The 19,934-nt window shown below is 66.9% G+C and carries 14 protein-coding genes; 4 read left to right on the top strand and 10 right to left on the bottom strand.

Annotation, left to right across the window (positions count from 1 at the left end; genetic code table 11):
* Positions 1-83: 83 nt before the first annotated feature.
* Entirely contained in the window at positions 84-605 is a 522-nt protein-coding gene (locus AC6LJW_RS07235; RefSeq protein WP_235512045.1) for a lipid-binding SYLF domain-containing protein, read from the top strand.
* A gap of 50 nt (positions 606-655) precedes the next feature.
* Here AC6LJW_RS07235 and AC6LJW_RS07230 read toward each other — a convergent pair whose 3' ends face one another.
* A complete protein-coding gene (locus AC6LJW_RS07230) occupies positions 656-1,624 on the bottom strand; it encodes a Bug family tripartite tricarboxylate transporter substrate binding protein (protein WP_498086877.1) in 969 nt (322 codons plus the stop codon).
* A gap of 17 nt (positions 1,625-1,641) precedes the next feature.
* The gene (locus AC6LJW_RS07225; protein ID WP_427987853.1) at positions 1,642-3,063 is read right to left on the bottom strand and encodes a M20 family metallopeptidase; all 1,422 of its coding nucleotides are present in this window, start codon (positions 3,061-3,063) and stop codon (positions 1,642-1,644) included.
* Between the two features lie 113 nt (positions 3,064-3,176).
* On the opposite strand from AC6LJW_RS07225, the gene AC6LJW_RS07220 reads away from it, so the two are divergent.
* The gene (locus AC6LJW_RS07220; protein WP_498086876.1) at positions 3,177-4,103 is read left to right on the top strand and encodes a LysR family transcriptional regulator; all 927 of its coding nucleotides are present in this window, start codon (positions 3,177-3,179) and stop codon (positions 4,101-4,103) included.
* A 9-nt stretch (positions 4,104-4,112) separates the two neighbouring features.
* Here the strand turns inward: AC6LJW_RS07220 and AC6LJW_RS07215 are convergent, their stop codons facing one another.
* From AC6LJW_RS07215 to AC6LJW_RS07185, 7 genes are all read right to left on the bottom strand, one after another.
* Positions 4,113-4,610, bottom strand: coding sequence for a transporter suffix domain-containing protein (locus AC6LJW_RS07215; protein WP_200949369.1), 498 nt, complete (start codon positions 4,608-4,610; stop codon positions 4,113-4,115).
* A 41-nt stretch (positions 4,611-4,651) separates the two neighbouring features.
* Positions 4,652-5,725 (bottom strand): DUF2955 domain-containing protein, encoded by a 1,074-nt coding sequence (locus AC6LJW_RS07210; protein WP_498086875.1) that lies wholly within the window; start codon positions 5,723-5,725, stop codon positions 4,652-4,654.
* Positions 5,715-6,749, bottom strand: a complete 1,035-nt coding sequence (locus AC6LJW_RS07205; protein WP_498086874.1) for an HlyD family secretion protein — start codon at positions 6,747-6,749, stop codon at positions 5,715-5,717. The genes AC6LJW_RS07210 and AC6LJW_RS07205 overlap by 11 nt, the downstream gene beginning before the upstream one ends.
* A gap of 160 nt (positions 6,750-6,909) precedes the next feature.
* Positions 6,910-8,469 (bottom strand): efflux transporter outer membrane subunit, encoded by a 1,560-nt coding sequence (locus AC6LJW_RS07200; protein WP_498086873.1) that lies wholly within the window; start codon positions 8,467-8,469, stop codon positions 6,910-6,912.
* Positions 8,470-8,737: 268 nt separating this feature from the next.
* On the bottom strand, positions 8,738-11,800 hold the full coding sequence (locus AC6LJW_RS07195) for an efflux RND transporter permease subunit (RefSeq protein WP_498086872.1): 3,063 nt from the start codon (positions 11,798-11,800) through the stop codon (positions 8,738-8,740).
* Positions 11,797-14,877: a multidrug efflux RND transporter permease subunit gene (locus tag AC6LJW_RS07190; RefSeq protein ID WP_427987860.1), complete on the bottom strand. Its 3,081-nt coding sequence runs from the start codon at positions 14,875-14,877 to the stop codon at positions 11,797-11,799. Before AC6LJW_RS07190 ends, AC6LJW_RS07195 begins: the two co-directional genes overlap by 4 nt.
* Positions 14,874-16,061 (bottom strand): efflux RND transporter periplasmic adaptor subunit, encoded by a 1,188-nt coding sequence (locus AC6LJW_RS07185; RefSeq protein ID WP_427987862.1) that lies wholly within the window; start codon positions 16,059-16,061, stop codon positions 14,874-14,876. The genes AC6LJW_RS07190 and AC6LJW_RS07185 overlap by 4 nt, the downstream gene beginning before the upstream one ends.
* A gap of 152 nt (positions 16,062-16,213) precedes the next feature.
* Between AC6LJW_RS07185 and AC6LJW_RS07180 the strand changes: the two genes are divergently transcribed.
* Positions 16,214-17,170, top strand: a complete 957-nt coding sequence (locus AC6LJW_RS07180; RefSeq protein ID WP_498086871.1) for a molecular chaperone DnaJ — start codon at positions 16,214-16,216, stop codon at positions 17,168-17,170.
* A gap of 6 nt (positions 17,171-17,176) precedes the next feature.
* Here AC6LJW_RS07180 and AC6LJW_RS07175 read toward each other — a convergent pair whose 3' ends face one another.
* Entirely contained in the window at positions 17,177-18,427 is a 1,251-nt protein-coding gene (locus AC6LJW_RS07175) for an NnrS family protein (RefSeq protein ID WP_498086870.1), read from the bottom strand.
* Between the two features lie 242 nt (positions 18,428-18,669).
* Here AC6LJW_RS07175 and AC6LJW_RS07170 point away from each other — a divergent pair, with 242 nt between their 5' ends.
* Complete coding sequence (locus AC6LJW_RS07170) at positions 18,670-19,929, top strand: MFS transporter (RefSeq protein ID WP_056561758.1); 1,260 nt, start codon at positions 18,670-18,672, stop codon at positions 19,927-19,929.
* Positions 19,930-19,934: the final 5 nt, after the last annotated feature.

Here is a 19,934-nt window from a genome sequence, read left to right as displayed (position 1 = left end):
CCCCCCTTCTTAACTGGGGAGGCCGTATGAACCGCGCGTCCGTGTTTCCTGTGAGATTCCTTGGCTGGCTTTGCGCCAGCCTTTTGACTTTTTCCGCCCTGATCAGCTTTTCGCCACCCGCGCGGGCCGCCTCGGCGGCGGAGATCAGCGCCGATGCGATGGCGGCGCTGGAGCAGCTTTATGCCCAGGATCCGCGCATGCGCACACTTGGCGAGAAGGCCGTCGCCGTGCTGGTGTTTCCAAACATCATCAAGGGCGGCTTCCTGGTGGGCGGCGAGCGCGGCTCGGGGGCGTTGATCCGGCGGGGACAGGTGGAAGGCTTTTATTCGATTTCGGCGCTGTCGTTCGGATTGCAGGCGGGCGCGCAGCAGTTTTCGTACGCGTTGTTCTTCATGAACGAGCCAGCGCTGGCGTATCTGAACCAGAGCGACGGCTGGTCGCTGGGGGCAGGCCCCAGCCTGGTTGTGGTGGACCAGGGCTACGCCGCCAGCATCACGACCACGACCTTGACGCAGGACGTGTACGCGGTGCCGTTCGGCGAGCAGGGTCTGATGGCGGGAATGGGACTGCAGGGATCCAAGATCAGCCAAATGAATCCGAACTGACTCGTTTGCATCGAATGCGGGCGGCACGTCGGCCGGCGTATCGCCCGCAGTCAGTCTAGGGTAATACCGGCGCGCTGCGCGACGGCGCCGAATGTGGCGATCTCTATCGTAATCTGGTTGCGGAAAGCCTGACCCGGCAGGAAGACGGGATTCAGCGACAGCTCCGATACGCGCTTGCGCACCTGTTCGTCCTGCATGATTTCCGCCATTACCCGGTTCAACGTGTGCATGACCGGAGTGGGCGTGTTCGCCGGCGCGACCAATCCGTACCACCCGACGAACGACACGTCCGGCATGCCCGCCTCGGCGAACGTTGGCACGTCAGGCAGTTGCGGCATGCGATGCTCGCCGGTGACTGCCAGTGCGCGGATTTTGCCGGCGCGCACCTGGGCCGCCGACGCCGAAACCGTGTCCACTGCCAGCGCGATCTCGCCGCCGATCAGCGCGGTGATGAGCTGCGCACTGCCCTTGTACGGCACCGGCGTCATCCTGGCTCCGGCTGCCTGCGCGAACATTTCGCCGGTCAGGTGGGGGGCGGATCCTGGGCCGAACGTGCCGTACATCAGTCCACCTTTGGCGCGTTCCTGTCGCGCGAGTTCGGCCGCTTCGTGAGGCGTGGCCGCGGGCAGCGCATTTTGCGCCAGCAGCACGACGGGCGCCATGGCGACGATGCCGATGTGCTCGAAGCTACGAACGGGGTCGAAGGGTAGCGACGGTTTGAGCGCAGGCAGGACGCTGTACGTGGTGCTGCCCGACAGCATGAGCGTGTAGCCGTCGGGCGTTGCGCGGGCGACGGCCTCGGCGCCGATGAGGGTGGAGGCGCCAGGGCGGTTTTCGACAATGACGGGTTGGCCGAACTTGCCCGCCAGCTGGGTGGCGAGCAGGCGCGCCACCGCGTCGGTGGCCCCGCCCGGCGTGAACGGCACGACGATCTTGATGGCCTGCTCCGGATACGCGGCGTGGGCATTAGCGGCGGCAAGTGTCAACGCCAACAGGGCGATGCGAAATCTGGCGGTCATGGTGGGGCTCGGTCGGATCAGGCGTAGGTAGAGGATTGGCAGCAGGCTTGTTCGAGCAAGTCGGCGCCTTGGGTTCCCAGGTCCCAGAAGAGGCCGGCCATGATTGCCAGGCCTTCCCGGGCGACGCTTCCCAGCAGATGTTCGTTGGGCGCGTGCTGTGCGCAAGCGGGATAGGAGTGAGGCACCCACAGGGTGGGCAGGCCAAGCTGGTCGGCAAAAATGTCGTTGGGCAGGGAGCCGCCCAGGTTGGGCAAGAGGGCGGGCCGTTTGCCGGTGGTGCGCTCCAGCGAGGCGGCGGCCCAGCGCACCCACGGGGTGTCGGGCGACAGGCGCGTCGCGCCCGCTTGCATGCCGATACGAACCTCGACGTCGTCGAAGCCGCCCTGATGCAGGTGTTCGACCACGTGTTCTTGCAGGGCGCGCCAGTCGGTGCCCACGACGAAGCGCAACTGGCACCACGCCACGGCTTCCGGCGGGATGGCGTTCACGGGCTTGGCGGGGTCGCCAGCCCCGAAAGTCAGGACGTCAAGACTGTTCCAGCCAAACACCTTTTCGGGCGAGGTCAAGCCGGGTTCGCCCCACCATGCGTTGATGTCCGGATCGTCTTTGCCACCGCCGACTTCGAGGTCTGCAAGAGCGAGGGCGACCGCCGTGGGGATGGGCGGGGGCCGCAGCCCGGGCACGGCAATGCGGCCGTTCGCGTCCACCAGCGAACTGATCGCATGCGTCAGGCGGATGGCGGGGTTGGAGAGTAGTCCGCCCCAGTTGCCGGAATGATAGCCGCGTCCCCGAGCCCGTACCTTGAGTTCGAAATTGACGGCGCCGCGCGAGCCCATGAACAGCGTGGGCCGTGCGGCGTTCAGGCGCGGCCCGTCGCTGGCGATGAAGACGTCGGCGGCCAGGAGATTGCGGTGCGTCTTGCAGAACGCGGCCAGGCCGGGCGAGCCCGCTTCCTCGCCGGTTTCGATGAGCCAGATCGTATTGAACCCCAGCACGCCGCCGCGGGCGGCGATGACGCGCGACAGCGCCTCCAGGTTGATGGAGTGCTGGCCTTTGTTGTCGGCCGTGCCGCGCCCGTACCAGCGGTCGCCTTCGACCTGCAGGCGCCAGGGGTCTCGCCCGGCTTCCCATTTGGCGGCGTTGCCTCGCACCACGTCGCCGTGACCGTACATCAGGACGGTCGGCGACTCAGCAGCCTCGATGCGGCGCGCCACCAGGATCGGCAGGTCCACCCCGGCGGGGTTGGGATGCACCTCGCAGGAAAAGCCCAGTGCCGACAGTCGCGGGACCAACTCGATGCTCAGGTAGGCATGCTGCGCCGGGGCCTGGGTGGAGACTTCGCTTTCGGTGGGGTACGCGATGCGGCGCGCGAGGGTGTCCTGAAGGACGCCGCTGTCATACGCTTCTACAGCGTGGAGAATGGCTTGTTCGCGAGTCATGGCGGTTCTCGGGGCGGTACGGAAAAGCAAAAGTATTACGGTTCTTCGCATGCCACAATTAGATATTTAGCACTTATGCGTTGCCATAAAGGCATTTCAGCCTGGAGCCATCAATGATCTCTCTCGGACTTCGATATTTCCTGGAAGTCGCGCGCTGCGGTTCAATTGCGGGCGCGGCGGCCGCTCTGCACGTGGCGGCTTCTGCCGTCAGCCGGCAGATCGCCAAGCTGGAAGACAGCCTGGGCATCGTTCTGTTCGAGCGGCAGGCGCGCGGCATGGCGCTCAGTGAAGCCGGCCTACAGCTCGCCGCATACGCGCGAGCCGCCGCGCTGGAGGCCGAACGTGTCACCAAAGAAATCCGGCGGCGCAGCGCGCTGGGCGATGTCACGATCCGGCTGGCCTGCAGTGAGGGATTTGCGCACCGTTTTCTGCCCATGTGCATGGCCGACTTCAAGCAGATCTGGCCCGAGACGCGCTTTCATCTTCAGGTGGACCGGCCGGAGGAGGTCATCCGCCGAATCCTCGAAGGCATGTCGCAAATCGCTCTGCACTACACGATGGCGCAGGACGATCGCCTGAAAACCGAATTGCTGACCCGGGCGCCGGTGTACGCGGTGATGTGCCGCCTGCATCCGCTAGCCTCCCGCCGATCGATCAGCCTGCGTGACCTGACGGAGGTGCCTGTATCGGTCGGAGATACCGGCACGACCGTACGGCAGCTTTTCGATAGCGCGTGCGCGAACGCGGGCCTCCACATCGAGCCTGCATATGTATCCAATAATTCGGCGGCCTTCCTGCCAATGCTGCCCGGCAGCCGGATCGTGGCGCTGACGGGCTATCTGACACTATTGGGCGATCCGCAGGGCACCGCGTTGGCTGCGGTGCCGTTCAGCAACCCGGAGATGCGCCAGCGCAGCATCCAGGCAGTGACGCTGCAAGGGCGCACCTTGCCGCCCTTGGCCAAGGAGTTTCTGGAGTTCATGGCGGCGCGGCTCACTGCGGCGCCGCGCGCTCCGGATCCGGACAAAGGCGGCGCGTGACGGACGTTGCTAGACAGACCGCACGAACAGCGCGCGCAGCTTGTTCCAGAAATCGCCGCCCAGCACGAAAAAGCTCGCCACCAGCATGACGTCGCCCAGCAACTGCGCCTGCCACAGGCGCGGCCGCAGGCCGGGCCAGATCTGGTCGACATAAGGCTCCAGCATCGATGTCAGCAGCGGCAGGATGAACATCACCATGCCGATGGCATGGCGCACGGGGCCCACCTTCTGCACGGGCGCCAGCTTTTTGGCGTGACCGCCGATGATGGCCTTGAGCTGCTGGAAGCCCTCCTTGCCCATGACGGCGATGCAGGTAATGAGCAGCACCTTGTTGGCAATGAAAATGGCGCCGGTCAGCGCCGCGATGCGCGATCCGGGAATGTCCATCGCGGCGCCGATGGGGATCAGGAACCACAGCGCGAAGGCCAGGATGAAGATTCCGATCCCGCACTTGAAGCGCCAACCCATCGCTGGCGGGGGTTGATTAGGCATGTCTTGGACAGTCATGGCGGGCTCCTTTGCAGGGGTAAGGATTCAAGGCATGTGGGTCAAAGGTTCGTGAACCGGCGGCGCAAGGAAAAGACCCCCGGCTTGCGCGGTGCGCGCGGCCGGGGTTCCAGCAACTGCAGCATCAGGCAGGCATACAGGGTGACGGCGATGAACAGGCCCATGCGCACGGCGAAGGCGGTGTAGACGTCCTTGCCCGCCACGCTGTCCTGCACCGACTGGCCCAGGAGGATGATCAGCGTGATCAGGGTGTTCAGCCAGAAGCTGGGCGGATGCGGCGTGGGACTTAGCCGATACAGCTTGCGGGCCATCACCAGCGCGAACAGCAGCATCCACAGGAAGTACATCCACAGGCTGGGGAATGGCCGCAGGGCAAGCCAGAATGCCACCGCAAGCAGGCCGGCCAGCAGCGTCGAACCCAGTATCTCGCGCGCCGCGCCATGCGCCGCCGTGACGCAGCTTTGGCGGCCCAGGCTGACCGCCTTCAGGATGATGGGCATGTAGCCCAGCGGATCGGTCATCGCCAGCAGAAAGGCCGGCAGCACGACCAGCGCCGCGCGCAGAGCCATGCGGCTGGCCTCGGCGGCGGGCAGGACAGGCGGGGGCGGCGGCGCCGGCTGGCCGGGCGGTTCGGGAAACAGGGCGTGGCAGACGCCCAGCACCAGCGCGGCCAGCAGCAGGGCCTTGACCAGCGCCTCGATCACCGTCACCGCCAGGCCGAAGTCTAGGGTGCCGGCCGCCGAAATCATGGTCACGCCGATGATCAGGAACGTCGACACCAGGTTGTTGCCGCCGCGTAGCCCGTGGCGGAACGCCAGGAACAGGCACAGGCCGACAATCAGCACGCCGCCGCCGGGGTAGTACCGCAGCAGCGGGATCAGCAGCAGGCCGCTGCCCGTGGTGAACAGCGCCACCAGCGCCAGGCCCAGTCCGGCCTTCGGCGATAGCGGCCGGTTCATCTGCACTAGCAGGAACACCCCGAGCACCGGCGCGATCATCGGGATCGGCATGTCCAGACCGAAGCTGATGGCCAGGCACAGCGCCGTCCCCACGCCCAGGCGCAGGGCGCGCTGGCCGCGGGGGTCGCGCGGGGCGGGAGTGGCGTCAGTAGGCATAGGAAAGCCAGCTCATCAGCCGCAGATACAAACGGCCGAGGGGGTTGAGCGGATTGCCGGGATGCGGAAACGCCATCACTTCGGCCTGGCCCCCCACCCGGATGCCGCGCAGGGAGGGGAGCTGTCCGGGATCGAGGTCGATGGCGACCGGAAAGCGTTGGGCGGGCCGCAGCCAGTCGCGGCTGTTCTGCACGGTCGGCAGGCTGCCGGGCTGCGTGGGCGTGCCGACGTTCACGCCATAGCCCACGCTGCGCACGCGGCCTTCGAACACCCGCCCGGGCAGCGCGTCCAGGATGATCTCAACCGGGGTGCCGGGATCGACGTGCCCCAGGTTGTTCTCGGTCATTTCCGCGTTGATCCATACGTCGTGAATGGCGATCAACGTCATCACGGGCTTGCCCGCCGCCGCGAATTGGCCGGCGTCGGTGCGCAGGTCGGTGACCAGGCCGGCGGCGGGCGCGCGCACCTTCGTGTTGGCCAGGTCCAGTTCGGCCTTTTCGACTGCGGCGGCGGCGCTGCGCAGCTTGGCGTTGTCTTCCTCGCTGCCGCCTTCCTGCTCGCGCGCCCGCTGCACTTCGGCACGCGCGGCCGCGACCTGGCTGACCGCCTGCGCCAGATTGGCCCGCGCAATCTCCAGACGGCGCAGCGAGATCGTGCCGCGGTCATCGCGGTACAGGCGCTCGAGGCGGGTGCTGTCCTGGCGCGCGCGGACTTCGTTGGCTTGCGCCGCGCGCAGGGACGCCTGCGCAGAGTCGATGCCGGCTGTACCGGCGCCGATCTGGCGGCGCGTGGCGTCCAGGTCGGCCCGGGCGCGGTCAAGCGCAATGCGGTAGTGTTCGGGGTCGATGTCGAACAGCACGGCGCCCGACTTCACATCCTGGTTGTTGCGCACATGAACCTGCGTCACCCGGCCCGCCACCTCGGACGCCACCGGCACCACGAAGGCCTCCACCCGCGCCTGCTGCGTGTACGGCGTGTAGCGGTCCGCAAGCAGATACCAGACGAGGCTGATGACGATCACCACGAGGACCCAGCGGACACCCTTTTTGGCGGGATCCGCGGCGGGCGGCGGGGCGGCCGGCGGTGGGGGCGACGGGGGCGGTGGCTCGGCCGGCGCAGTACGGGCCGGCGTGGCAGCGCTCGCCGCGGACGCGGCGCTGGCCGTCGGTGCCGCAGGCCTGGGGCTAGTCATCGGGTCGCCTCGTGGTCTTGGAAATCGCGGACACCGGGGCAGGCCGCCCGGCTTCGGACAGCAGGTCGCCCCAGTTGGTGCGCCGCTGCATCTGGTCTCGCGTGGCGGGATCGATGACCGGCTGGTCGCTGTACCAGCCGCCGCCCACCGCCTTGTACAGCGCGATCAGGTCACGCACGGCGTTGCCCCGGTTCACCAGATAGGTGTCCTGCTGCGTCGCCAGCGCGCGCTGGGCGTCCAGCACCCGTTGAAAGTCGGAATAGCCCTCGCGGTACAGCGCGGTCGCCAGCGTCAACGAGCGCTTGGCCGCCAGCGCGGAGTCGTAGAGGATGCCGTCGCGCTCCAACGCCTTGATCAGTCCCGTCGCTGCGTCGTCGGCTTCGCGCGCGGCCTGGCGCACGGCGTCCTGGTAGATGACGATGAGCTGCTGCAGCCGCGCGTCCTGCAGCCGCACCGTGTTGGTGATCCGGCCGTGGTCGAACACGTTCCAGGTCAGGCTGGGACCGGCAAACAGCGCCGCGCCGCCCGACGTGCCGGCCAGCGATGTGGCGGTCCAGGCGATGCTGCCCAGCAGTGTCAACGAGGGGTAGAGGTCCGCCTTGGCCACGCCCACCTGCGCGGACTGCGCCGCGATCCGCAGCTCGGCAGCCCGGATGTCGGGACGCCGCAGCAGCAGGTTGGCCGGTACGTCCTGCAGCACGGCCCGGTCAATCAGCGGGATCACGGCCTCCCGGGCCGCCAGGTTGGGCAGTTCGGGCATCGGGCCGGGCGGCTTGCCTACCAGCACCGCCAGCGCGTTGCGGGTGCGCGCGATCTGGCTTTCGAATTCGGGGATGGTGCTGAGCGTGCCGAGGTATTGCGTGCGCGCCTGCTGCAGGTCCAGTTCGTCGGTCTCGCCGCTGTTGAAGAGGCGCTCGGTGATTTCGTAGCTGCGCTTCTGGATGGCCGCATTGTCGCGGGCAATGCGCAGCCGCGCCTCGGCCGTGCGCAGCGCGTAATAGCTTTCGGCGACCTGCGCGTGCAGCAGCACCAATACGTCTTCGCGATTGGCCTCGGTCGCGAAGTAGGCGGCGTCCGCCGACTCGATGGCGCGGCTGAAGCGGCCCCAGAAATCCAGCTCCCAGCCGATGCTGAAGCCCGCGCTGTATTGCCAGAAACTGCTGGGACGCGGATTGCCTTCCGAGGAACGTGACGACCGATGCTGGTAAAGCGCGTCCGCGCCGACGATCTGGGATTGCGGATACAGCCCGCTGCGGGCGATGCCCAACTGGGCGCGCGCCTCCATGATCTGCAGGCCAGCCACCTGCACGCCGGGATTGTGCGTGTCGGCTTGCGCGATCAGGGATTCAAGAACGGGGTCGTCAAAGATGCGCCACCACTGCCGGGCGTCCGGCTGGAAGCCTTCCACGGTGGCCTGTTGCAGCGCCGGCGTGTCCCACTGGCTGGACCAGTCAACAAGCTGCGGCTCGAAGTCGGGGCCCACCTGCACGCAACCGCCCAGGCACAGCACGCCGGTCAGCAGCAGTCGATTCAAACAAGTCACCGGCCACATTGGGCACCAGGTCTGTCAGAGGCCAAACTGCAAGTCCCCGGTGACGGCCCGATGGTGCCCGCACCGCGAAGGCTGGAAAGCTCGGCGGCGACAGTGTCGTTGCGGTCGCGCCGGCATCGCGGGCACCAGCGCAGTCCCCGGCGGCGGGAAAAAGCGCCGGACCGGATCGGGCGGGTTGCGTCAGCGTGCCAACTGATTCTATTGAGCTTTTTATTTTCCGGCTAGCGGGAAGATACGGGGGGGTGCCCAGCCCGGCAGACCGCGTCGGTCAGGCGGTGCGGCGGCGCCAGCCCAGCCGGCGCAAGCGCTCCAGCGCCAGATAGACGATCGGCGTCGTATACAGCGTCAAAAACTGACTGATCATCAACCCGCCGACGATGGCGACGCCCAGCGGGCGGCGCAGTTCCGACCCTTCGCCCATGCCGAGCACCAGGGGCAGGGCGCCCAGGAGCCCCGCCAGGTTGGTCATGACGATGGGCCGCAGGCGCAGCATGGCGGCGCGGTGGATGGCCTGCTCGGGCGTCAGGTTTTCACGCCGCTCCAGGCTGAGGGCGAAGTCGATCATCAGGATGGCGTTCTTCATGACGATTCCCACCAGCAGAAACAGCCCCAGCAGCGCGATCAGCGTGAACTCGATGCCTGCCAGCCGCAGCGCCAGCAGCGCGCCGACACCGGCCGATGGCAGCGTGGACAGGATCGTCAGCGGGTGCAGGGGGCTTTCGTACAAAATGCCCAACACCAGATAGATGGCGACCAGCACCCCCAGGATCAGCCAGGGCTGGTCCTGCAGGCTTTGCTGGAAGTTGCGCGCATCGCCGCCCAGGCGGGTCTGGATAGACGAGGGCACCATCAGCTTGGCGGTCGCGGCGTCGATGGCGGCCAGGCCCTGTTCCAGCGACACGCCCGGCGCTAGCGAGAATCCAACCCACACCGCGGCGAACAGGCCGTCGTGGTAGACACGGTCGTTGACCAGGCCGTTGTCGTAGGTGGCGAACGCGGTCAGCGGCACGCGGGTGCCATCGGCGGCCACCACGTGCACCTGTTCCAGCACTTCAGGATCTTCGGTGTAGCGGGGGTCCAGTTCCAGCACGACGCGGTACTGGTTCATCGCGTCGTACAACGTGGCCACCTGGCGCTGGCTGAACGAATTGCTCAGCACGCTGCTGATGGTGTCCATGTCCACGCCCAGGCGCTGCGCCGCGCTGCGGTCGATGTCGATCACGACCTGCTGCGTCGCGCCGTCGCCTTGTGCGTCGACATCGCGCAGCTCGGGGATCTCCTGCATCGCCTTCGAGATCTTGCGTGCCCATTCCCGCAGCGCCGGCACGTCGCTGGCCATGATCGCCAGTTCATGGTCGCCGGAATTGCCAAAGCCGCCGGGCATGCGCAGGTCCTGGTCCACGTTCAGAAAGAACATGCCGCCCGGCACCGCAGGCGCGTTCGTGCGCATCCAGTTGATGACCTCGGTGGACGACTCCTTGCGTTCGGCGGCGGGTTTCAAGCGGATGAGGAACAGCGAGTTGCTGATGCCCAAGCCGCCGCCGTTGTAGCCGATGACGTCGTCGACGGCCGGGTGCTTGAGCACAAGCTGCCGGTACTGGTCGATCTTGGGCTGCATGACCTGAAAGGAAAATCCGTCGTCGCCGCGTACAAAGCCCATGAGCTGGCCGGTGTCCTGCACCGGCAGAAAGCCCTTGGGCGCCTGGACATACAGATAGACGTTCAGCCCGACGACGCCGGCCAGCAGCAGCAACGTCAGGCGCGCGTGGCCAAGCACGCGCGACAGCGACACGCCATACCAGTCGTGGATACGGGCAAACACCGCCTGCATGCGCGACGGCTTGGCCGCGACGTGGCTGACGGGCCGCAGCCAGCGCGCGCACAGCGCCGGAATGATGGCCACCGACACGATCAACGAGATGACGGTGGCGGCCACCAGCGTGATCGAGAACTCGCGGAACAGCCGCTCCACCAGGCCGCCCATGAACAGGATCGACACGAACACGACGCTCAGCGCGACGGTCATGGCCACCAGCGTAAAGCCGACCTCACGCACGCCACGCAGCGCGGCCTTGACTGGCGAGAGGCCGCGCTCCAGGTGGCGAGAGATGTTTTCCAGCACGACGATGGCGTCGTCCACCACCAGCCCGGCAGCCACGATCAGCGCCATCAGCGACAGGTTGTTCAGCGAAAACCCCCACGCGTACATGACGGCAAAAGTGGCGATCAGGCAGACCGGAATCGCCACGCTGGGAATCGCGGCCGCACGGGCATTGCCGAGGAACAGCCACACCACCAGGATGACCAGCCCGGCGGCCAGCGCCAGCGTGATGTGCGCTTCACGCAGGGTCGCCTTGATGCCCGGCGAGCGGTCCAGCGCGACCGTCAGGTCGACGTCGGCCGGCATCAGCTGGCGCAGGCCCGGCAGGGCCTGGTTGATGGCGTCGATGGTTTCGATGATGTTCGAGCCCGGCTGCCGGCTGATGGTCAGCACCACCGCCGGATTGCGGTTGTGAAAGCCGCTGCTGTAGCGGTTCTCGACCGAGTCGCTGACGCGCGCCACCTGCGACAGCCGGATCACGGCGCCGTCCTGGTACCGCACGATGAGGCTGTCGTAGTCCTGCGCGCGGCGCGGCTGCTCGGGGGTTCCGACTTCCCAGCGCTGACCGGCCGAATCGAGCTGCCCTTGCGGGCCCATCGGGGCGGCGTTTGAAATCGCCTCGCGCACGTGGTCCAGCGCCACGCCATAGTGCGCCAGCGCGTTCGGATTGACCTGAACGCGCACGGCCGGCAGCGAGCTGCCGCCCATCGTCACTTCGCCCACACCACTGATCTGCGAGAGCTTCTGCGCCAGCACGGTGGAACCGAGGTCGTAGAGCTGGCCAGCGGGCCGCGTGGCGGAACTGAGCGCCAGCGCCATGATGGGCGCCTGCGACGGATTGACCTTGCGATAGCTGGGGTTGCCTGGCATGCCCGCCGGCAGTTCAGCGCGTGCGGCGTTGATGGCGGCCTGCACGTCGCGGGCGGCTTCGTCGATGTTGCGGTCCAGTTCAAACTGAAGCTGCACGCGCGTCGAGCCCTGGTTGCTGGACGAGCTCATGGAACTGACGCCCGCGATGCTGCCCAGCGCCCGTTCCAGCGGCGCGGCGACGGTGCTGGCCATGCTTTCGGGGCTGGCGCCTGGCAGGTCGGCGCGTACTTCGATGGTCGGAAAGTCCACCTGCGGCAACGGCGCCACCGGCAGCAGGCGCCACGCCACGGCCCCCAGCAGCGTCAGCGCCAGCGCCAGAAAAATGCAGGCGACCGGCCGGTGCAGCAACGCCCGGATCATTTCACCGGGCCTTCGGCGTTGGGTGCCGGCGCGGCCTCAGCGCGCCGGTGGCCCAGACGGTGAAAGAACAGGTACACGGCGGGCGTGGTGAACAGCGTCAGCACCTGGCTGACGAGCAGCCCGCCGACCATGACCCAACCGAGCGGCTGGCGCAGTTCGGCGCCGGAGCCTGTCGCCAGCATCAGCGGCAGCGCGCCAAATAGCGCGGCCAGCGTGGTCATCAGGATGGGGCGCAGGCGCAGCAGCGCGGCCTCGCGGATGGCGGCCTGCGGGTCCAGGCCGCGCGTGCGCTCGGCCTCCAGCGCAAAATCGACCATCATGATGCCGTTCTTCTTGACCAGCCCGATCAGCAGAATGATGCCGATGACGGCGATCAGGTCCAGCGGCCGGCCGGTGATCAGCAGCGCCAGCAGCGCGCCGACGGTGGCCGAGGGCAAGGTGGACAGGATGGTGATCGGGTGGATGGCGCTTTCGTACAGCATGCCCAGCACCAGGTACATGGTCACCACCGCGGCCAGCATCAGCCACAACGTGTTGGACAGCGACGCCTCGAAGGCAGACGCCGCGCCTTGCAGCCGCAGTTCGACGCTCTCGGGCATGCCGATGTCCTGCTTGGCGGCTTCAATGGCGGCAATGGCTTCGCCCAGCGATCCGCCCGGCGGCAGGTTGAAGGACAGGTTCACTGCGGGGAACTGCGACAGGTGATTCACGGCCAGCGGCGCGGCCCGCTCGCTGACGCTGGCCAAGGCCGACAAAGGAATGGCCTGCCCGTTTTCCGTCTGCAGGTGGATGCGTTCCAGAGCCTCGGGACTGGTCGCCATCGTCCGGTCCACTTCCAGCACCACACGGTACTGGTTGGACTGCGTGAACAGCGTGGCGACCTGACGCTGGCCGAACGCGTTGTACAGCGCCTGCGCCACATCGTCCATCGTGACGCCCAGGCGCGCGGCGGCGTCGCGCGAGACCTCCAGATAGGCCTGCCGGCCGCCGCCCTGCAAATCGGAAGACACGTCGGCCAACTGGGGCGCCTGGGCCAGCCGCTGCATCAGCGCGGTGGTCCAGCGCGACAGCAGCGCGCTGTCGGGTGAGGTCAGGCTGAATTGATACTGGCCGCGGCTGACGCGGTCTTCGATGTTCAGCTCCTGCACGGGTTGCAAATAGAGCGAGATGCCGTTCACGTCGCGCGCTCGGGCGTCCAGCCGCGCCATGATGTCCGCTAGCGGCGCGCTGCGTTCGTTCCAGGGCTTCAGATTGATCAGCAGACGGCCCGTGTTCAGCGTGGCGTTCATGCCGTCGATGCCGATGAAGGACGACAGGGTGGCGACGTCGGGATCGGCCAGCAGGCTTTCCGCCACCGCCTGCTGGCGGCGCGACATGGCGTCAAACGACGTGCTCTGCGCGGACTGCGTCACGCCTTGCAGCACGCCGCCGTCCTGCGCCGGAAAGAATCCTTTGGGCACCGCCAGATACAGCAGCCCGGTCAGCACCACGGTCGCCAGCATCGCCAGCAGCGTCAGCCGCTGGTGGCGCAGGGTCACGTCCAGCCAGCCGGCGTAGCGCACCTGCAAGCGATCCAGCAGGCCGGGACGCGACGGCTCGTGTGCCGGCAGCAGGCGTGCGCACATCATGGGCGTCAGCGTCAGCGAGACGGCCAGCGATATCAAAATGGCGACGGCCAACGTAATGGCGAACTCTCGGAACAGCCGGCCCACCACGTCTTCCATGAACAGCAGCGGAATCAGCACCGCGATCAGCGACAGGGTCAGCGACACCAGCGTGAAGCCGATCTGCCCCGCACCCTTGAGCGCGGCCGCCATCGGGCTGTGGCCTTGTTCGCGGTAGCGTGCAATGTTCTCCAGCATGACGATGGCGTCGTCGACCACGAAGCCCGCGCCAATGGTCAGCGCCATCAAGGTCAGGTTGTTGGTGGAAAAACCGGCCAGGTACATGAAGCCGAAGGTGCCGATCAGGGACAGCGGCACGGCCAGGCTGGGAATCAGCGTGGCGGGCAGGTTACGCAGGAACAGGAAGGTCACCAGCACCACCAGCCCCACGGCAAACGCCAGTTCCCATTGCACGCCGCGCACCGAGGCGCGGATGCTCTCGGTGCGGTCGGTCAGGATGCGCACTTGCGCGGCGGCGGGCAGGCTGGCGGTCAGTTGCGGCAGCAGCGCCTTGACCTGGTCGGCCACGGCAATGACGTTGGCCCCGGGCTGGCGCTGGATGTTCACCAGCACGGCGGGCTGCTTGTCGACCCACGCGGCCAGGTAGCGGTCCTCGGCGCCGTCCTCCACCGTCGCAATCTGGCCCAGCCGCACCGGCGCGCCATTTTTCCAGGCGACGATCAGCTCGCGGTACTCCTCGGCGCTTTGCAACTGGTCGTTGGCGTCCATGATGACGGACCGCACGGGGCCGTCAAAACTGCCCTTGGGCTGATTGGAATTGGCCTTGGCGATCGCCTCCTGCACGTCCGACAACTGCAGGCCGCGCGCGGCCAGCGCCATCGGATTGACCTGCACGCGCACGGCCGGGCGCTGTCCGCCCGCCAGGCTGACCATGCCCACGCCCGACAACTGCGATAGCCGCTGCGTCATGCGCGTGTCCACCAGATCGTAGACCTTGGGCAGCGGCAGGGAATCCGATGTGACGGCCAGCGTCAGGATCGGCACGTCCGCCGGGTTGACCTTGCGATAGACGGGCGGGGTGGGCAGATCGTTGGGCAGCAGCGAATCGCTGGCGCTGATGGCCGCCTGCACCTCCTGTTCGGCCACGCCCAGCGGCACGTCCAGCGCAAACTGCAGCGTGATGACCGAGATGCCGCTGCCGCTGGTGGACGACATCTGCTTCAGACCCGGTATCTGCCCGAAGCGCCGTTCCAGCGGCGCGGTGACCGCGCGCGCCGTGACGTTGGGACTGGCGCCGGGATACTGCGTGGTGACCTGGATGATGGGATAGTCGACCTGCGGCAGCGCCGCCACGGGCAGCAGGCGCCAGGCCAGGATGCCCGACAGCAGCAGCGCGATCATGAGAAAGGACGTGGCGACCGGGCGCAGAATGAAGGGGCGTGACAGGCTCATGCAGGTTCCTTGTCCTGGCGTGGCGCGTCGACGATCTGCACGTCGCGTCCATCGTGCAGCCGGTCCACGCCTTCGACCACGACGCGCTCGTCGGGGGTCAGGCCCGCCAGCACCACGATGCGGCCCGCGTTCGCCGGACCCAGTTCCAGCACGCGGCGGGTCGCCCGATTGTCGTCGCCGATGACGAATACGAACGACCCTTCGGAGCCGAATTGCACCGCGGCGGTGGGTATGGTCACGACATCATCCTGCTGCACGACGGCCAGCCGGATGTTCACGAACTGGTTGGGAAACAGCGACTCGTCGGCATTGTCGAAGCGGGCGCGCAGCCGCACCGTGCCGCTGGCCGCCTGGATGCGGTTGTCCAGCGCCTCGAGCGTGCCTTCGGCCAGAATGCGGCGTTCATCGGCGTCCCAGGCCTGCACGCGCAGCACGGGCGTTTTCGCCTGCGCCTGGCGCAGGATGTCCAGGCGGGTCTCCGGGATGCTGAACAGGGCCGACGTGGGCGCCATCTGCACCAGCGTGGTCAGCCCGTCGGCGTCCGCGGCGCGCACGTGGTTGCCGGCATCCACGCGCCGCAAGCCCACACGACCGGCGTGCGGCGCCACGATGCGTGTGTGGCTGAGCAGGCGGCGGGCGTCGGCGACCTGCGCCTGGTTCTTCTGGCGCTGTGCGGTGTACATCCGCACCTGCGCCTCGGCGGTATCAAGCTGCTGGCCCGCCACGGCTTCTTGCCGCGCCAGCTTGCGATAGCGCCGCAGGTCCGCTTCGGCGTTGTCCAGCAACGCCTGCGTCTGCGCCAATTCGCCTTCGGCGGACGCCAGCGCGGTCTGGAAGGGACGCGGGTCGATCTCGGCAAGCAACTGGCCTTGCGCCACGGCCTGGCCTTCGGTGTAGTGCAGCTTGATCAGCTCGCCATCGACCTGGCTGCGCACGGTCACCTGCGCCAGCGGCGTGATGGTGCCCAGCGCGTGCAAGTCGCGCTGCAACGGGCCGGTGCGCGCGGCGGCGACGCTCACCGCGACGGGAAGCTTCCCATAGTTGGGGGGAGGAGGAGCGGCCGGGCCTTTATTGCCCGCCAGCCAGACCGCCGCACCGATCAGCAGGGCCAGCGCCAGGGCGGCCGCGATCAGGATCAGGCGTTTGCGTGAGGGGGTGGGGCCCGCAAGGAAGCGCAGGGACATCAGGGCTGCCAGGCAAGGGGATAGCGGACAGCCGAGATTCTATATTAATAATAATGATTAGCGTTATTGACGCTGATTTTCAAGAAGGGTTTGCGCGTATCGTTTAGAGTGGCGGCTGTTTTCAATACCCCGGTTTGCAAGAGGAGTGGGTCATGAGCAAAGAATCCTTCGAAAGTCAGCGTGAATTATGCGAACGCCAGCAGGAACGGCTGGCGGCCGAACGGGCCCGGTTGGCGCAATGGCAGTCGATTGAAGCCGATTACCAGCGCAAGTACACCGAGACGTTGCGGCCGCTCGAAGAAAAGCTCAACCAGCTTCGTTACAAGCTGGTGCTGTGCTTTGACCATGCGTACAAGGAAATGGGCCTGTCCAAGGCCGAGCGCGAATTCGTCTCCGAACTGGTCACGGAGTTTTCGGAAGAGCTGCTGGTGCTGGCAACCAAGAGCGATCTGCCTGCCGGTTGCGACACCGCGCGCCTCAAGACGCTCTATAAGAAACACCGTGGGTCGGACTACGACGCCAACCTGGCTGAACTGACCGAAAGCGCGGGCCAGGAACTGGCCGATGCGCTGGATCTGGACGTTGCCGACCTGGCCTCGATGTCGCCCATGCAACTGCTGCAGATCATCCAGGACCAGTACGACGACGAAGACGCCGAAGAACTGCTGGAATACGCGCGCGTCGTCAAGATTCCGGCCGTGACGAACCCCGTCGCGTGGCAGGCCTTGCAAGAAGCCGAACGCGCGCGCCAGGCTCAGTCCGCCCAGGACCCCGCCCTGCGTGCCGAAGTGCAGGCCGCGGCCGGCATCCCGGATGATCGGCTGCAAGAGACCAACGCGGTGCTCGCCACCCAGCTCGACGACGTGCTGAGCCAGGTGCAGTTCGCCGAGGAAGGCTTCAAGCTGCGCTACGAACTGGACCCGTTCGCCACGTTCGAACCGGACGCGGTGATGGGCGAACTGGACGACGACCTCAAGGATATCCAGGAGTACATCCAGGAACTGGAGCACGAGGTCATGCAGTTCTCGGATGAATCGCTGCTCAAGGCGTGGCTCAAGGCCATGCGCCGCGAAGTCGCCGCGATGGAGCGGCGCGAAGAGCGGTCCTGACGCGTCTCAGCCCTTCGGCCGTGACACCGGCATTACGCGCATGACTGGCGCCGCCTGCTTGGCCGCCGCGTCCGCGCGGGAGCGGATCATCATCGGGAAGAACCGCCACAGGTACAGCCCCAGCGCCAGCGCCCACGCCGTGGCCGACGCATGCAGCAGGCCCAGCGTGGCGGCCGTTGGCAACAGCGCCGCCAGCCGCAGCAACGCCGCCAGGATCATCAGCGCGTAGCTCACGACCATGCTGCGGTCCGTGTGCAGCGGCCGGCCCAGGTGGCCGAGCGCGGTGCGCGTCACCATGCCCAGAATCAGCACCGAAAACCCCGCCACGCCAATGACGTGGGCCGGCCACGCCTGCCGGACGACGAAACCCGCCAACTGGGCCGCGCCCACCAGCAGCCCGATGCCCAGGCCCAGATAACCGGCATAGAGAATCCACAGAAGCGGCACGCGGCGCACGGCCCACGGCTTCCAGGACACCCACTGCACCAGCGCGATCACGCCGCTGGCCGCCAGTGCCGCCGCGGCGACCTGCTGCACCCCGGCCAGCAGGCAGGTGATGGCGACAACGCCAAGCCCAAGCTGCCAATGGCCGCTCTTGGTGTGGGGCGGAATGTCCAGGCCAGCGACGGCGCGCTTGGCGAAGAAGGGCATGACCCGCCGTGCGATCAGCAGGGTCAGCACGGCCATCGATAGCAGGCCGGCGTTGAAAAAGCGCATCAGCGTGACGTAGTCGCCCTGGACGGTCGCCCACAGATACAGCCCGTTGGTCGCGCCCAGCGCCAGCAGCAGCAAGGGAACGCCGTAGTTGCGCTGGTTGCGGGTGACGGCGACGGCGCGTCCCAGCGCCCCGGCCGCCCAAAGGAAAAAGAGCAGGTCGGCAGCCGCTGCAACGGCAAAGGCCGGACGCCCTGGCACCAGATAGCCCACACGCGCCACGATCCATAGCCCGCACAAGGCCGCAAGGGGGTTGCCGCGCAGCGGGTTCTTGCCCGTCCAGTTGGCGCCTGCCGTCAGCAGGAAACCCACGGCAATGGTGGCGACAAAGCCCCAGAGCATTTCATGCGCATGCCAGAACATGCCGTTCAGCACGCCGGTCAGGCGCGCCGGCGCATGCACCCACAGCAACACGGACACGAGGGCCCAAAAACAGCCCGCGAGGTATAGCGGGCGGAAACCCATTTCGGTGAACGCGCGCCATTCGGGCGGCGCGGGGCGCGGCTTCTTTGCGGGTTCTTCAATGGAAAGCAGAGTGCTCATGGTGTGGCCAGTGCGCGCAGGGTGCGCCGCGTTGCGGGTTTGAACGTGTATTTGAAATACATATTAACTCTGGCCGCATCCGGGCGCGACTCGCCAGCTTGATCCAACGCAAGGCTGTCCGGAACACCCGCATGACTAGGCACTTCGGAAATGGCCCTTTGGTCGGCTGGGGAATGGTGAGGGAAGGGTGGCCTCCTTAGGCTACCCACATATGTATTTGTCAGCAAAAAGCGAGACCAACCATGGCAGCACATCAATCCTCGGCCGGCGCGCCGATGCGGGTCCTGATATCCAGTACGTTTGCCTTCACCATCTGTTTCGCGGTGTGGATGATCTTCGCCGTCCTGGGTATTCCCATAAAGACCCAGCTCGGCCTGTCTGAAACGCAATTCGGCCTGCTGGCCGCCATGCCGGTCCTGACCGGCTCCCTCGTGCGGGTGCCGCTGGGCATCTGGACCGACCGCTACGGCGGCCGCCCCGTGTTCTTCGTGCTGATGCTGCTGGCGGTGGTGCCGATCTGGCTGCTGTCGTACGCCACGGAGTACTGGCAGTTCCTGGTGCTGGCGCTGTTCGTCGGCCTGACGGGCGGCTCGTTCTCGGTGGGCACGCCCTACGTGGCGCGCTGGTTCCCGCGCAACAAGCAAGGCCTGGCCATGGGCGTCTTCGGCGCCGGCAACTCGGGCTCGGCCATCACCAAGTTCGTGGCGCCCGCCCTGATCGCGGCAGCCGCCGGGTCCTGGGTCATCGTGCCGCAGGTGTACGCCGTGGCGCTGCTGGTCACCGCGATCCTGTTCTGGATGTTCTCGTCGTCCGATCCCTCGCACCGCGTCGCGGGCGGGGCATCGTTGTCCGCCCAGTTCGCCATGCTCAAGGACCCGCGCGTCTGGCGCTACTGCCAGTACTACTCGGTCGTGTTCGGCGGCTACGTGGCCCTGGCGCTGTGGATGACCAAGTACTACATCGGCGAATACGGCTTCGACATGAAGCTGGCCGCGCTCTTGGCCGCTTGTTTCTCGCTGCCTGGCGGCGTGCTGCGCGCGTTGGGCGGCTGGATCTCCGACCGCTACGGCGCCTACAAGACGACGTGGTGGGTGATGTGGGTCTGCTGGGTCGCGTTCTTCCTCCTGAGCTACCCGCAAACCGAGTTCACCGTCATGACCGCCGGCGGCCCGCGTTCCTTCGGCATCGCGCTTGGCCCGGTCACCTTCACCATCCTGCTGTTCATCGTCGGCATCGCCATGGCGATCGGCAAGGCCTCCGTCTTCAAGTTCATTTCTGACGAGTTCAGCGACAACATCGGCGCCGTGTCCGGCATCGTCGGGCTGGCTGGCGGCCTGGGCGGCTTCATTCTTCCCATCATGTTCGGCGTGCTGCTCGACCTGACCGGCATCCGCTCCAGCGCCTTCATGCTGCTGTACGGCACGGTCTGCGTCTCGCTCATTTTCATGCACTTCAGTTTCCGGCCCGAAAGCGCGGCCATCGCGCGGCAGCAAGCCGCCTGACCCAC

This window comes from Achromobacter sp. 1012554356, from assembly GCF_059760815.1.
Note: the sequence above shows the minus strand (reverse complement) of the source record. Positions and strands in the feature narration are given on the sequence as shown.

Coding starts and splice junctions, on each gene's coding strand:
- AC6LJW_RS07175 (WP_498086870.1), bottom strand. CDS start 18,427: ATGAGCACTCTGCTTTCCATTGAAGAACCCGCAAAGAAGCCGCGCCCC.
- AC6LJW_RS07170 (WP_056561758.1), top strand. CDS start 18,670: ATGGCAGCACATCAATCCTCGGCCGGCGCGCCGATGCGGGTCCTGATA.
- AC6LJW_RS07220 (WP_498086876.1), top strand. CDS start 3,177: ATGATCTCTCTCGGACTTCGATATTTCCTGGAAGTCGCGCGCTGCGGT.
- AC6LJW_RS07180 (WP_498086871.1), top strand. CDS start 16,214: ATGAGCAAAGAATCCTTCGAAAGTCAGCGTGAATTATGCGAACGCCAG.
- AC6LJW_RS07215 (WP_200949369.1), bottom strand. CDS start 4,610: ATGACTGTCCAAGACATGCCTAATCAACCCCCGCCAGCGATGGGTTGG.
- AC6LJW_RS07225 (WP_427987853.1), bottom strand. CDS start 3,063: ATGACTCGCGAACAAGCCATTCTCCACGCTGTAGAAGCGTATGACAGC.
- AC6LJW_RS07200 (WP_498086873.1), bottom strand. CDS start 8,469: ATGTGGCCGGTGACTTGTTTGAATCGACTGCTGCTGACCGGCGTGCTG.
- AC6LJW_RS07230 (WP_498086877.1), bottom strand. CDS start 1,624: ATGACCGCCAGATTTCGCATCGCCCTGTTGGCGTTGACACTTGCCGCC.
- AC6LJW_RS07195 (WP_498086872.1), bottom strand. CDS start 11,800: ATGATCCGGGCGTTGCTGCACCGGCCGGTCGCCTGCATTTTTCTGGCG.
- AC6LJW_RS07185 (WP_427987862.1), bottom strand. CDS start 16,061: ATGTCCCTGCGCTTCCTTGCGGGCCCCACCCCCTCACGCAAACGCCTG.
- AC6LJW_RS07210 (WP_498086875.1), bottom strand. CDS start 5,725: ATGCCTACTGACGCCACTCCCGCCCCGCGCGACCCCCGCGGCCAGCGC.
- AC6LJW_RS07190 (WP_427987860.1), bottom strand. CDS start 14,877: ATGAGCCTGTCACGCCCCTTCATTCTGCGCCCGGTCGCCACGTCCTTT.